We start from the raw sequence: 14278 nt of genomic DNA on the forward strand, positions 1-14278 counted from the left end.
AAAGAGCCTAGGACATAAGTCGAAATGACTTACCTTCCTAGACTTAAATCTTAAGATAAACGGTGGGACAGGAGCAGCTTCTTCTTATTGCTGAGAAACACTATTTGAAAAGCAAATAGATGTTAAACAGTACCTACTTGGTTCTTGAAGCTAAACACTCCTGTCCCAACCTCTTGTCTTAATTACTCGTACTACTTTCACTAGTGGTGCTTTTTGAATCATTTGCTTTTGAATAATAAACTGTAACAGAGTCGCCTTTTTTGACTTTGCTGCCAGCGGATGGGCTAGTTCGTTCAACGACTTGGCCATCGCCAGAGCCAGATAATCCTTGTTCATTGATTTTAAGGCCAGCGTTATTGATGCTGTCTTCTGCAGCTTTTGGCGAATAACCTGAAATATCGGGAACAGTTACTGAGTCGCTGCCTTTGCTGACATGTAAAGTAATCGTGTCATTTTTCGGATCAACAGCGGTACCAGAAGCTGGTTCTTGACTAATCACAGTATCTTTTTCAACCTTGTCGCTTTCTTCGTCCACTCGTTTAATTTGAGATTCTGGGATACCTAAAGCAATTAAGCGACTTACCGCATTATCGTAAGAAATTCCGCTATAATCAGAAAGTGTCACTTTGTCGCTACCTTTACTTACATATAACGTCACTTGGCCATTTTTAGGTGTCACGGTGCCACCTGGTGCGGGGTCTTGCGTAATGACTAAACCTGGTTCTACCGTATCGCTTGCTTGGTCGACACGCGTAATTTGAGATTCAGAAATGCCTAACTGTGCCAGTGCATTTACTGCATTTGTGTAAGAATAACCGGCGTAACTAGGCAAAGTAACCGCTTCTGGTCCTTCACTGACCGTTAAAGTGACTTTGTCTTTTTTCGGATCAACTTTTTTACCTGCAGCTGGTTTTTGTTTAATAATGTTATCTGTAGACACAGAATCACTGTATTCTTTTTTCGTTGTAATTTGGTCTTCTGAAAACCCTAGTTTTTTCAAGGCTTCGACAGCAGATTCATACGATTCGTTTGTATAATCGGCCATCTCAATTTTTTCTGTTCCAGAGCTGATATATAAAGTAACAGATCGGCCTTTTTTCACAGATGATTTTGCTTCGGGGTCTGTTTTGACCACCTTGCCTTCTTCAATCTTATCATCGGGAATTTTTTTGGTTTCACTATCGACTTTCAGCCCGGCACTTTGTAGCGCTTGTGAAGCGTCCGCTTTCGTTTCATTTGTAACATCAGGAACTTCAACGTCTTTACCACCCGACATTGCAAAGGCTAAGCCACCTATTGCTAAAGCAATTAATGCCGCAATTGCTAAGCCAATCCACAATTTTTTACGGTTTTTCTTCGGTGGTTGTTCAGCTAAAATGTCATCTGCGATATCTTCTGGGACTTCGACAGGCGTTGTCTCTTCCGGTTCAGCGATGTCTTCGGGAATCGGAGTTAATACTTTCGTTTCTCCTAATAAAGCCGTTGGTTCCCACGCAGGTTCGTTTAAACGACTGGCTGACAAGGACGTGTATAAGTCTTCTGCCATCTCATTCGCTGTTTTGTAGCGATCGCTTGGGTCTTTTGCGGTTGCATGACGAACCACATTTTCCAATGATTGAGGAATCCCTGGATCAAACATTTTAACAGAGGGAATTTCTTCTTGAAAATGTTTTAAGGCAATCGTTACGGCTGATTCACCATCAAAAGGTACATTCCCCGTTAGCATTTCATAGAGAATAATTCCCACAGCGTAAATATCTGATTGGTTAGTCGCCATGCTTCCGCGCGCTTGTTCTGGCGATAAGTAATGCACCGAACCTAACATTGTGTTCGTTTGCGTAATTGACGTTTCTGACAAAGCAATCGCAATCCCAAAGTCAGTAATTTTGACTGTGCCGTGTTCGTCAATCAGAATGTTTTGCGGTTTTAAATCCCGGTGAATAATTCTATGTTCATGTGCCATTGCGACAGCAGATAAAATTTGTTGTGTAATGTCCACAACTGTGGAATAAGGGATTGGGAAATGCGTTTGGATGTAACGTTTTAAGTCCATTCCTTTCACATATTCCATGACTAAATATTGTAGTCCATCTTCTTCGCCTACATCGTACACACTGACGATATTCGGGTGAACCAGCTCAGTTGCGGCTAGTGCTTCACGCTGAAAACGTCGGATGGCGGCTTGATCGTTTTGGAAGTCAAAGCGCAAGACTTTTACTGCAACGTCTCGGTCTAAAATTAAATCGTGTGCTAAATAGACGTTGGCCATGCCGCCGCTTCCGATGCTGCCAATAATGTGATATCGACCATTCAGCTTCTTGCCGATTTCTATCATTGGTTTTCCTCCTTCTGTTCGTCAAAGTGTATCACTAACACGGTAATGTTATCTAAACCACCCGCTTCATTTGCTTGGGCAACGAGTTGGCTTAATTTGGATTCTAAGGGATCTGACGTCTCTAAAATTTCTAAAATTTTTGTCTCAGGAACCATATTGGTTAAACCGTCCGAACATAACAGTAAATAGTCATTAGGCAGCCATTCATGATTGGTTACATCGACTTCAACAGTGCCAGGCATTCCCAAAGAACGTGTTAGGACATTTTTTCGTGGATGATTTGCAGCCATCTCACGAGTAATCTCCCCTGATTTTACTAGTTCATTCACTAAAGAATGATCTTCTGTTAATTGTAACATGTGTTGGTCACGAACTAAATAAGCACGACTGTCCCCCACATTTGCTAAGACAAATGAATCCGGTAAAAGGATGGCACCAACCACGGTTGTCCCCATTCCTAAATACTCTGGTTTCGATTGTCCGCGTTCATAAATTTTTTCATTTTCCTTTTGAATTGCTTGAATTAACCACTGTGCAGATTTTTCAGCTGAGTCGACAGACGCATTGGACCAACTCTCACCTAAATTATTGACTGCCATTTGGCTAGCGACATCACCTGCTTGGTGGCCACCCATGCCATCTGCTAAAACAGCAAAGGTTATGTGTTGTTGGTTCTCAAAAACGTTGGCATAATCTTGGTTCGTATTTCTTTTGCGACCGACATCTGATTGAACGTTGATTTCCAAATTATTTCACCTCATTTGAACTAACTTTCCGCATACAGCAAATAAAGAAGCCATCTGTCATGTATTGATGGGGATACAGAACCAGTTCTTGCTCTTTTACTACTGCTTGGACATTTTCATTTGCAACAATTTCAATTTTTTCAAATTCAGGGTGTTTGGCTAAAAAGGCTGCCACCACTTCCTGATTTTCTTCTGGCGTAATAGTACAAGTGCTATAGACCATTATACCCCATTGTTTTAGTGTTGGGGCAACACTTTCTAAGATTTCTAACTGAATTTTAGGTAAATTTTGAAAATCATTGGCCGTTTTATGGTATTTAATGTCTGGTTTACGGCGCATTAGCCCTAAGCCTGAACATGGCGCATCAACTAAAATCCGATCAAAGGTTTCTGCGGGAAATTCTTCGGCCACTTGTCGCGCATCAAGCTTTTCTGCTTGGACGACATCCGCCACATGGAGGCGTTGCGCATTTTCATTAATTAGCTTAATTTTGTGCGCATGAATATCTAAAGAGGTCACACGACCACCTGCTTCAGCCTCTAAAAAAGTTGCGATATGAGTCGTTTTACCACCAGGAGCCGCGCAGGCATCCAAGACACAATGATGCGGTTCAATTTGCATCGCTGGAGCCACGAGCATAGAGCTTTCATCTTGAATAGTTAAACAACCGTTAATAAACAGTTCACTACCAGCTAAGTAGCCTTTTTCAGCGACAACACCATAAGGGGAAAGTTGACTTTCCTTCGCGGCAATCCCTGTTTCTTGTAATTCTTCCAGCGCTTCTTCTCGTGAAATAAACCGTGTGTTTACTCGGCCACTCGCATGGCTTTTTTCAAATAATGACAAACCTAACTGCCGTGTTTCTTCTTCGCCTAATTGGGCAAGCAATTTTTCTGTTAACCAACGTGGCATGCTAATTTCCGTGGCTAAACGATCAACTGGATCGCTAATTGCTGCCAAACTAGGTGCTCCATTTCGTTGGAACGCCCGCAGCACGCCATTCACGAATTTACCAATCCCAGGATTGCCACGACGTTTGCCAATTTCAACCGCTTCATTAATGACTGCATGATCGGGCACTTTATCTAAATAAAGTAATTGATATAACGATAAAATCAATAAATTTTTCACCCAATTATCGACTTTTTGCGGTTTCTTAACAAATGGTGTTAAGTAGTATTCCAACAATAATTTGCGACTAATTGTGCCGTAGACAAGTTCTGTAAACAAGCGGCCATCTTTCTCGCTTAGTTCTGATTTTGTCATCATTTCATTAAGTAAAAGATTGGAGTACGCCCCACCTTTATCCACACGTTCGATGGTTTCTAAAGCAACGTATCGAACAGAACGTTTTAATTTCTTGGGGATTTTTTCAGCCATTTTTGTTAGTCCACCTTATCTTTTTCTGCGACATTTTGACCAACGCCATTTAAAAATTCTTGAATCGTTAATTGACCTTTACCTGCTGGTTGCAGGCGATCAATTTGAAGGACTGTCCCTTCGCCACAAGCAATCCATAGCGCTTTTTTACTACGTTGGATAATCGTTCCTGGGGCGCTAGTTGTTGTTTCAGTCAGTGGTGTCACTGCCCAAATTTTCCAGTTGGTCCCTTGATAGGTTGTGAACGCTGTTGGCCAAGGACGCATACCACGCACTTGGTTATCGATTGCCTCAGCAGTTTTTTGCCAGTCAATTCGTTCTTGTTCCCGGGTAATATTTGGTGAAAAAGTAGCCTCTTCTTCCACTTGTGGAATAGGCGTGATTTCGCCAGCAATTAGCTTAGGTAACGTCTCTAATAAAAGTTCTTTTCCTAGAATGCTTAATTTTTCAAACATGGTGCCTACATCGTCTTGTTTCGTAATCGGAATTGCACGTTGCGATAAAATCGCGCCAGCATCCATTTTTTTCACCATTTCCATAATCGTGACGCCTGTTTCTTTTTCTCCTTCAATAATCGAGTAATGTACAGGTGCGCCGCCACGATATTTTGGTAAAAGTGAGGCATGGACATTAATCGCACCTAGTTTGGGCGCTTTTAAAATTTTCTCTGGTAAAAATTGTCCAAAGGCTGCTGTCACAATTAAATCTGGTGCTAAGTCAATCACTTTTTCCATTTCAGGAGAACCTGAAATTTTCTCTGGTTGTAAGACTAATAAGTTATGTTTTAAAGCTGCTTCTTTGACAGGCGTTGGGGTAATCACTTTTTTTCGGCCAACTGGTCGATCTGGTTGCGTGACAACCGCTTGAACGTCATAGCCTGCCTCGATTAAACTTTCTAAAATCGGAACAGAAAAGGCTGGTGTACCCATAAATACAATTTTAGTCATCAAAATGTTCCTCCATATACGCTTCTAAATCTTCTGGTGCAATTTTCTCAATCATTTTGTCGATAAATAACTCGCCATTCAAATGATCAATTTCGTGTTGAAAAGCTCGAGCTAAATAGCCGTAAGCCGTAACTTCCATTTCTTCACCTTCACGGTCAAAATAACGGACAGTCACTTCATCTGCTCGTTCAACGGTTCCATATGTTTCTGGAATACTTAAACAGCCTTCCACATCAATACTGGTTCCCTTTTTTTCAATAATCACTGGATTAATTAGTTCAAAATGACCAGATTCTTCATCGATTTCAATCACTGCCATTTGCAAATTTTTACCAATTTGCGGGGCTGCTAAGCCAATCCCATCATGGGCCAGCATTGTTTCATACATATCCTCTAGTAACTGCACAATTTCATCGGTAATAATCGTCACAGGTTGAGCCTTCATTTTTAAGTGTTCGTTCGGGTGAATCACAACTGGATAGCGCATAAGTGCTCCTTTCAAAGCTGTATTTTTTAAATAAAATTCATGGGTTCTGCATCAATGGAAAGCTTTAAACCACGAGCCGTTGCTCGTTGTGTATCGGTTAAAATTTCTTTCAATAATGGTTGAAGCATTGGTTCTTGTTTATACTTGATAATCACTTGATAAAAGTATCGATTATTGACACGCATAATTGCGTTAGGCGTTGGTCCCAACAAAATAGCTTGCGGCGATAAGCCTTGTTTTAATTTCGTCGCAATTTGAAACATTTGTTTCGCTGCTTCATTTTCTTCAGGATGGCTAGCCGTAATTTGGACCGTAAAATAGTACGGCGGATAATCCCCACGATGACGGATATACATTTCTTTTGTATAAAAATCTTCATAATCTTGGGCTTTTGCCAATTGTATCGCATAATGCTCGGGGTTAAAAGATTGAATGATGACTTCTCCCGGTTTTTCAGCACGACCAGCTCGGCCACTGACCTGTGTCAATAACTGGAAGGTCCGTTCACTGGAACGAAAATCGGGTAAATTCAAGGCGGTATCAGCATTTAAGACACCGACTAACGTCACATTTGGAAAGTCCAGTCCTTTGGCAATCATTTGTGTGCCTAATAAGATATCCGCTTGTCCTTCACCAAATGTTCGCAAAATTTTTTCATGCGCACCTTTGCGACGGGTCGTATCAACATCCATTCGGAGAATACGACTGTCTGGTAATAACGTTTGTAATTCTTCTTCTACTTTTTGTGTGCCTGTTCCGTAGTAGCGAATTTTATCTTGGCCACAGTTAGGACAGCGATAAGGAATCCGTTCTTCATGCCCACAATAATGACATTTCATTGTTTTACTATCCATATGCAAAGTCAAGGAAATATCACAATTCGGACACGGCAACACATAGCCACAATCGCGACACATCACAAATGACGAATAGCCACGGCGATTAAGTAGGAGAACACTTTGTTCGTTTTTCTCTAAGCGTTCTTGGAGTTTTTCTTGTAACGACATGGAAAAAGAAGAGACATTGCCATTTTCTACTTCTTGCCGCATATCCACTACATCAATCGTAGGCAAGGTTGCCGCTTGATTGGCACGCTGTGTTAATCGTAACCGCTGATAAACATTTTTTTGTGCGCGAGCGCGTGATTCCAAGGACGGCGTGGCACTACCTAAAACAACAGGGCAATGATGGTACTCCGAACGCCAAATCGCTAAATCTCTCGCGTGGTAGCGGGGGGTTTCTTCTTGTTTATAACTTGCCTCGTGTTCTTCATCAATAATGATCACACCGATGTTTTCGATTGGCGCAAAAATGGCTGAACGCGCGCCAACCACCACTTCCGCTTCTCCTCGTTCGATCTTCCGCCACTCATCGTATTTTTCACCTTGCGATAAGCCACTGTGCATTACAGCAACATGTTCGCCAAAGCGACTTTTAAAGCGTTGCACCATTTGCGGAGTTAAAGAAATTTCAGGGACAAGCATAATGGCTGTTTTGCCTTGGTTAAGAACTTCTGCAATGACCTGTAGATAAACTTCTGTTTTCCCGCTTCCTGTAATACCTTCCAATAAGTAGGTTTGGCTTTGCTGTTCTTGGACCGATTGTAAGATTGTTTCCACAGCCACCTGTTGTTCTGCATTCAAAGATAACGCAGTCGTTTTTTCAAACGTCTGATTAGCAAACGGATCACGATACGCCTCTTTTTCAATGAACGTTAACCAGCCGTTTTTGGCCGCTTCATTTAAAAGCGCGGTACTGAAACCTAATTCTTTCATTTCCTTCACAGCGGTGACTTTTTCAGTGCCCAAGCGTTGTAAATAGTAAAGAAGTTGCTCTTTCTTCTTAGCTCCCTTGCGTAAACCCAAACGAATTTCCTCTAATTGTTCAAATTCCTTAGCGGCTTGAATGAAGCGGACCATTTTGACTTTATTTCTCGTCGTAACTTCGTAGCGAATATCGACTTTTTGCTGTTTACGCAACGCCATTAGTTGAGGCAAAAGCCCACGTTCTTGCGCTTGGTCCCACGAAATTTCCTCTAAACCATAAAATAACTGATCTTGTAATTCTTCAGAAAGCTCATCCGTTAAATAAATATATTTTTGGTAATCGGCACGCATTACGCTAGGCAACATGGTTTGCAAACAAGTGATTTTAAAGGCAAACGTTTTTTCCTTCATATAATCAGCTAAAGCCAACATTTCTGTATTTAAAACAGGTTTTAAATCCAACACCGCCACTAGTTCTTTCAACTGAACATTTGTTTCGTCAAGAACCATTGCAGCCATTGGTTCAATGGCTAGAACAAACCCTTGAACATGCCGATTACCGTTACCAAAAGGCACTTCTACACGCATGCCGACAGCCAATTGCTCATTTAAATTTTCAGGAACTAAATAAGTGAATGGTTGATCGGTTTGCATCGTTGGTACATCCACAATAACTTTGGCTACTTTTTGCATGGTGCATCCTCCTTTTTATGTAAATTCTCTTTGCCTATTGTACTAAAGATTGACTGATTTGTCTTGTGTGTCTCGTTGGCACCTTTCAGAATAAACGAAGAGAAAGCCTCTGAAATAGACAGACGGCTTTCTCCATTCGTTGACAATCATTCAATTAATTTTTTTCGTCACGTAAACGGTTTTCTAATTCTTTTTGTTCTTGTTCACGTTGGCGTTTGCGTTCTTCACGTTCAATGCGTAGACGTTCGCGTTTTTCTTCAGGATTTGGATCACTGATCACTGTTCCTGCTTCGATTTCTTCTAACGCACGACCCACACTTTTTACAGAATCAAAGGATTCAACGGTTGGTTGAACGCCTTCATCTAATTCATGCGCACGTTTGCTTGCTAAAATAACCAAAGAATATTTTGAAGGGACTTCTTTTAATAATGAGTCAATTGACGGTTTTAACATCATAAGGCTACATCTCCTCTAACATTTTAATATATTTTCCAATTACACGGTCAACACGGAAGTGCTCACTCGCGATAATGTCTTTAATTCGTTGCACGGCTAAAGGAACTTCATCATTCACTACCGCATAATCATACAGCGCCATCATTTCGATTTCTTCTCTGGCCACAGCCATTCGTTCTTCAATCACAGACATTTCGTCTGTTCCGCGGCCAATAATTCTTGATTTTAATTCCGCTAAATCGGGGGGTGTCAAAAAGATAAATACGCCATCAGGCACTTTGTCTTTGACTTGTTTAGCCCCTTGGACTTCGATTTCTAAAAAGACGTCTTTGCCTTCATCTAGCGTCTGGTTAACATACGTTAATGGTGTCCCATAATAGTTACCAACATATTCCGCATATTCCAACATTTCTCCAGCTTCAATCATCGCTTCAAATTCTTCTCTTGAACGGAAATAGTAATCTACTCCATCCACTTCGCCTTCTCGCTGTTTCCGAGTGGTCATTGAGATTGAATATTGAAAATCATTTTCTTCACTGTCGAAAATAGCCTTTCTTACAGTCCCTTTCCCCACTCCTGAAGGACCTGACAATACGATTAATAACCCGCGCTCTGACATAACGACTTCCTTTCAAAACATAATTTCACAGTATTAGTTCTATTTTGCACTTTTTTTCTGCAATTTTCAAGACTTTCTTGGAGATTCACTGAAAAAATAACATTTCTTCTTTAATTTGGCTTTCATAACTTGTTCTTTTTTTAAACAAATTACCTAGAATTCCTATACAGGCAGCCATTTTTTAAGTAAAATGAAGTGATGACTCCTTTAGGATGAAAAAAACGTGAATAAGAAAGGACTGAGAAACATCGCACGAATTAAACCATTTACATTGTTTCTGCTAGGCTTAGTTGTCAGTTGTGGGGCCTTTTTTGCCCAACCTACTGTGACTCACGCAGAAGAAGATATTACCGCGATTGCTAAAAAAATGGGGACGACCCTGAAAGCGGATGGCATTCCCAAAGCAGCCATCGTTGTTGATGCTGATTCTGGAGAAATTCTCTGGTCGCAGCAACCAGATTTAGCGTGGAATCCTGCCAGTATTGCCAAAGTGATGACCATGTACTTGGCCTTTGAAGCAATGGAGCAAGGAAAATTTACAATGGATACGACTGTGACTGCTACGCAAAAAGATGTCGATATTTCTAAAATATATGCCATTAGTAATAACAAAATTACGTTAGGTGTTGCTTATCCAGTCCGTGAACTGTTAAAAATGATTGCTGTCCCCTCTTCTAATGTGGCGACTCTCATGTTGGCAAACTTAATTTCAGGGAACCAGCCTACTGACTTTGTTCATTTAATGAATCAAAAAGCGGCTGAATTAGGGATGACAAATACTACCTATTACAACTGCAGTGGGGCGCAAGCAAGTGCCTTTAACGGCCTGTATCAAATGCAAGGAATTGACCCAAATGGCGATAACGTCTCTACAGCTAGAGATTTAGCTTCACTAACCTATCATTTTCTGAAAAATTATCCAGAAATTTTAGAAATCACCAATAAACCAGTGGTGAAAACAATGGTCGGCACGCCTTACGAGGAAACGTTTGAAGCGTACAATTATTCTTTACCAGGCGCTAAGTATGGTTATCAAGGCGTGGATGGTTTAAAAACAGGCTCTAGTCCAACAGGCGGCTTTAACTATATTGCGACTGTCAAACAAGGAGATTTCCGTTTAATTGAAGTCATTTTAGGCGTTGGTAATTGGCAAAACCAAGATGGTGAATACGAACGGCATGTTGCTGGGAATGCTTTGCTGGACTATGCCTATACGACATACGAACGCAAAAAACTTTTAGACAAAGGACCACAAACCATTGATCACAAAAAAGTCACTTTGGCTAACGATTTATACGGTGTCGTTCCCAAAGGCAGTCAGCCTACTTTTAAATTAGTAGCAGGGCAGGTGCAAGTCGACACGCCTTTGACATTGTTAAATAGTACTGTTCAAGCGCCTAAAGTGGCTTACCAAGAAGTTAAGCCAAAACAAACAACAGCTGAAGCTGCGGAAGAATCAAACGAACATTCTGGGGATACCACCGTTGCAGAACCGAATCATTTTATTCCCAAATCGATTGCCACAAGTGTTTTAGTCCTTTTCGGGCTGATCTTCTCAGTAATTACCCGTCAGCTTCAAAAACGTTTAGAACGTCAGAAAAAACACGGCAAAGAAAGCAGTAAAACTGCAGCCATGCGGACAATCTTTTTAAGTGCCGCAGTTCTTTCTTTCCTATGCGCCGTTGGCTTGTTTCTTTTATTCTAATTAAAAAAAAAATACCACCAAGCGTGAAATGCTTGGTGGCATTTTTTATAAGCCCATATTAGAAAGCGTATTGACCACGTTCATCAATTCATCGCGACGACGAACTTGTTTGTCGACAGGGCCGTCAACTTCTTTCACGTCAATGCGAACAACAAAGTGACGATTCAAAGTAACAAACGTGTCTTCGTTAATTTGGATATTTAATTCTGTTTCAGAATAGCTTGCACAAGCATCTTGCCAGACGTCAAATGGTTCTCTGTCTGAAGCGACTTCTGTTTTTACCACAGAACGACCACTTAATTCTTGAAAGGTTACATCATAAAATTTAGTCATTGCTTTCACCTCTGTCATTTATTCGTTACTTCTATATTATAGCGTTTTCTGGAAAAACACGAAACCATTTTCTCTATTCGACATTTTGAATTTGTTCACGAATCTTTTCTAAGGTTGTTTTCATTTGAACGACACTATTTTTTATTTCAATTGGACTTGATTTCGAACCAATCGTATTGACTTCACGGTTCATTTCTTGAATTAAGAAATCTAGTTCTCGGCCCACTGGTTCTGTTTCGTCAAGCAACTGATGCAACTTATCAATATGGATATCCAAACGATCCAATTCTTCATGAATATCGCCTTTTTCCAATAAAATGGCCATTTCTGTTAATAAGCGTGTTTCATCCACTTGGCTACCTAACCATTCGTTTAATTTCGCTTCAAAACGTTGACGGTATTCTTGTTCAAAAACGCCCACAAAAGCTTGCAGTTCTTGAATTGATTGGGTCAACACTGCTACATAGTCAAGCAGGACTTGTTTAATTTGCGTTCCTTCTTGCACACGGCTTTGGTCAAGACTAGCGATGGCTGCTTCAAATGCTTGAACAAGAAATGGTTCAAATGTCTGATCAACGATTTCTGCTTCCACTATTTCGACAAAATCATTTTGCTTTAATAAATGGTTGACCGTGTCCCCTGCATCAAACGTTGCTTCCGGATAGTTTTCCTTTAAATGTTGATCTACCGAAGTTAATAATTGATCAATTAAGTCCCACTGCACGCGCACTTCTTTTTGATTGTTGCCGATTTTTTGGAGATTTACATAGACTTCCACACGTCCACGTTTTAACGTGCGTTTGATTACTTGCCGAATCACCAGTTCATAGGCATTCAGTTCCTTTGGCATACGCAATTGAATATCTAAAAACCGCTGGTTGACACTTTTGACTTCGATATCCAATTGATAATTTTCATTTTGAATGGTCTTTTTTCCAAATCCAGTCATACTTTTCATTGACAGGGTGCTCCTTTTACATGGATTTAATTGTTTTGCTTAATTCAGCAAATTCTTCGTTGGTTAAGGTGATGCCTTTACCCATTTTTTCGTGATCAGGGGCCCACTCACGCAAATCAAATTTTGGTGGACGACCATTCCAACTAATTAAATTCAATTCTTTACGCCAGCCACGAGCATTCTCAGATAACACAGCGACTTCTTCTAAAATTTCATATGAAAATTCTTCTTTCATAACATTCACTCCTTGTTAGTATTCCTTAGGTTATTGTACCATCTTTTCCTCGACACTTAAAATACACATCTCTTTTCTATCACCCTGTCTATATAAACATACGCAACTTTTTCAAAAAATCAGTAAAAAAAGCGGCGACTGCTCGTTTCAATCGTGTCAGTCACCGCTTCTCTGTCTATTCTTTTTCTGTATAAAGATCCACCACTTCAAAACTTTGGCAAACTAACAACATGTCGGGATAAAATTGTAGCTGATAGGGGGCCAGTTCTTCTTTAAAGAACCGTGCATGCTCTTCATACCAATAATCCAGCGTCAAATCTCCTTCACCTTCCGCTTGTGCAAAAGATTCTGAGACCTTATTCATGGGCATAATTTCAACTTTGGTTGTTCGAATAATAGCCAGCGGTTGAGACTGACCATCTAAAATTATGTCGTATTGACCAGCTTTAGGGAGTTGTTCTTCTTCCATCTTATAAATATCTAAAGAAGAACATGTCGCTGTCTTACGACCAGAAACAACCAATTGACCCAAACGGTTACCCATCTCAGAAGAGCCATCACCAAACATCCACACATCGGGCATCAACATATCTAATTCATGTTTATCTAAAAAGTTTTGCCAGAACACTTCTACATTTTTTAACATCCTTTGCTCTCCTTTTTATTTTTACTTCACGCAACCTTCTTTCACTAATTATACATAACTGATTGCTTTTCTCCTATACTATTTTTACAAAATGAAAACTAAAATAATGTCAGTAGTATTTGGACAGAAAAAAAAGAGAGCGTGGGACAAAAATCACTTTGGATTTTTGCTCCACGCTCAAAAACTTATAAACGGCGGGAACAGAAGCAACTCCTTCGGAAATAAGCCGAAATTCTCCAAAAATTACAGAACAATTTTCGGAAATTCCTTCTTATTTCTCGGAGTTAAACGCTTCTGTCCCGACCCCATCTTTTTATTTTGCTTGTCGTTCTTTGATTTTCGTGAGTAAAGATTGAACATGCTGGCGTGCCGAAGCTTCATCTTCTTGAAGCATCTTTTCTGATAAAATAAAGGAACCGCCCACTGCTAATACTTCTTTTGCTTCCACATACTCTATAAAGTTTGTTTCATCAATCCCACCAGTTGGTAAAAATTGAACATCATAAAACGGGCCACTTAAACTTTTGATGGCTTTTAACCCGCCGTAAATATCGGCTGGGAAAAATTTAACCACTCGTAAGCCATACGCCAGCGCTCGCTGAATCTCCCCAGGCGTAGCTGTTCCTGGAAAAATAGGCACCTCATTTGCCAGACAAAAATCAATGACTTCTGGAACAATCGCTGGGGAAACAATGAACTGTGCACCGTTCGCTACTGCCTCTTGGGCTTCTTTCAAGGTTCTAACAGTTCCTGCGCCCACAATTAAATTCCCTGAAGCAGCAAGTTGTTTGATGGCAGGCAAGGCCAGCTGACTCCGAAAAGTAACTTCAATAAACGGTAATTCGTTTTCTACTAAGACTGATTCTACTTGTGGCAAATAGCGTAAATCTGTTGCAGTGTATAGTGGTAAAAGTTTACATGTCGCTAATTGTTGATACAGTTGATTTTTTTCAACTTTTGTTTCCATTCT

14 protein-coding genes are annotated in these 14278 nt (G+C 40.4%); 1 reads left to right on the forward strand and 13 read right to left on the reverse strand.

Features of this window, described 5'->3' with window-relative positions:
* Positions 1 to 178: 178 nt before the first annotated feature.
* The 8 genes from ireK to gmk form a co-directional block, all read right to left on the reverse strand.
* Complete coding sequence (ireK, locus tag PYW42_RS13180) at positions 179 to 2335, reverse strand: serine/threonine protein kinase IreK (protein WP_002365367.1); 2157 nt, start codon at positions 2333 to 2335, stop codon at positions 179 to 181.
* Entirely contained in the window at positions 2332 to 3081 is a 750-nt protein-coding gene (locus PYW42_RS13185) for a Stp1/IreP family PP2C-type Ser/Thr phosphatase (protein WP_002354922.1), read from the reverse strand. Before PYW42_RS13185 ends, ireK begins: the two co-directional genes overlap by 4 nt.
* A 1-nt stretch (position 3082) precedes the next feature.
* Positions 3083 to 4462 (reverse strand): 16S rRNA (cytosine(967)-C(5))-methyltransferase RsmB, encoded by a 1380-nt coding sequence (gene rsmB, locus PYW42_RS13190; RefSeq protein WP_002389414.1) that lies wholly within the window; start codon positions 4460 to 4462, stop codon positions 3083 to 3085.
* 5 nt (positions 4463 to 4467) lie between these two features.
* A complete protein-coding gene (gene fmt, locus PYW42_RS13195; protein ID WP_002365369.1) occupies positions 4468 to 5409 on the reverse strand; it encodes a methionyl-tRNA formyltransferase in 942 nt (313 codons plus the stop codon).
* Positions 5402 to 5896 (reverse strand): peptide deformylase, encoded by a 495-nt coding sequence (gene def / locus PYW42_RS13200; protein WP_002389420.1) that lies wholly within the window; start codon positions 5894 to 5896, stop codon positions 5402 to 5404. Before def ends, fmt begins: the two co-directional genes overlap by 8 nt.
* Before the next feature lie 26 nt (positions 5897 to 5922).
* Positions 5923 to 8355 (reverse strand): primosomal protein N', encoded by a 2433-nt coding sequence (priA, locus tag PYW42_RS13205; protein WP_002389455.1) that lies wholly within the window; start codon positions 8353 to 8355, stop codon positions 5923 to 5925.
* 154 nt (positions 8356 to 8509) lie between these two features.
* Positions 8510 to 8812, reverse strand: coding sequence for a DNA-directed RNA polymerase subunit omega (gene rpoZ, locus PYW42_RS13210; protein ID WP_002354916.1), 303 nt, complete (start codon positions 8810 to 8812; stop codon positions 8510 to 8512).
* Positions 8813 to 8816: 4 nt separating this feature from the next.
* Positions 8817 to 9431: a guanylate kinase gene (gene gmk / locus PYW42_RS13215; protein ID WP_002354915.1), complete on the reverse strand. Its 615-nt coding sequence runs from the start codon at positions 9429 to 9431 to the stop codon at positions 8817 to 8819.
* 223 nt (positions 9432 to 9654) lie between these two features.
* Between gmk and PYW42_RS13220 the strand changes: the two genes are divergently transcribed.
* Entirely contained in the window at positions 9655 to 11136 is a 1482-nt protein-coding gene (locus tag PYW42_RS13220) for a DUF1958 domain-containing protein (protein WP_002389422.1), read from the forward strand.
* Positions 11137 to 11181: 45 nt separating this feature from the next.
* Here PYW42_RS13220 and PYW42_RS13225 read toward each other — a convergent pair whose 3' ends face one another.
* From PYW42_RS13225 to PYW42_RS13245, 5 genes are all read right to left on the reverse strand, one after another.
* Positions 11182 to 11487, reverse strand: a complete 306-nt coding sequence (locus tag PYW42_RS13225; RefSeq protein ID WP_002383233.1) for a hypothetical protein — start codon at positions 11485 to 11487, stop codon at positions 11182 to 11184.
* Between the two features lie 55 nt (positions 11488 to 11542).
* Positions 11543 to 12427 (reverse strand): YicC/YloC family endoribonuclease, encoded by an 885-nt coding sequence (locus PYW42_RS13230; protein WP_002365374.1) that lies wholly within the window; start codon positions 12425 to 12427, stop codon positions 11543 to 11545.
* Positions 12428 to 12443: 16 nt separating this feature from the next.
* On the reverse strand, positions 12444 to 12662 hold the full coding sequence (locus PYW42_RS13235; protein ID WP_002381076.1) for a YdbC family protein: 219 nt from the start codon (positions 12660 to 12662) through the stop codon (positions 12444 to 12446).
* 175 nt (positions 12663 to 12837) lie between these two features.
* Entirely contained in the window at positions 12838 to 13308 is a 471-nt protein-coding gene (locus PYW42_RS13240; protein ID WP_002354908.1) for an ASCH domain-containing protein, read from the reverse strand.
* A gap of 313 nt (positions 13309 to 13621) precedes the next feature.
* Positions 13622 to 14275, reverse strand: a complete 654-nt coding sequence (locus PYW42_RS13245; RefSeq protein WP_002354907.1) for a bifunctional 4-hydroxy-2-oxoglutarate aldolase/2-dehydro-3-deoxy-phosphogluconate aldolase — start codon at positions 14273 to 14275, stop codon at positions 13622 to 13624.
* Positions 14276 to 14278 lie beyond the last annotated feature (3 nt).

Origin of the sequence: Enterococcus faecalis, from assembly GCF_029024925.1 — a bacterium.
In the GTDB taxonomy this organism is placed as follows: Bacteria; Bacillota; Bacilli; order Lactobacillales; family Enterococcaceae; genus Enterococcus; species Enterococcus faecalis.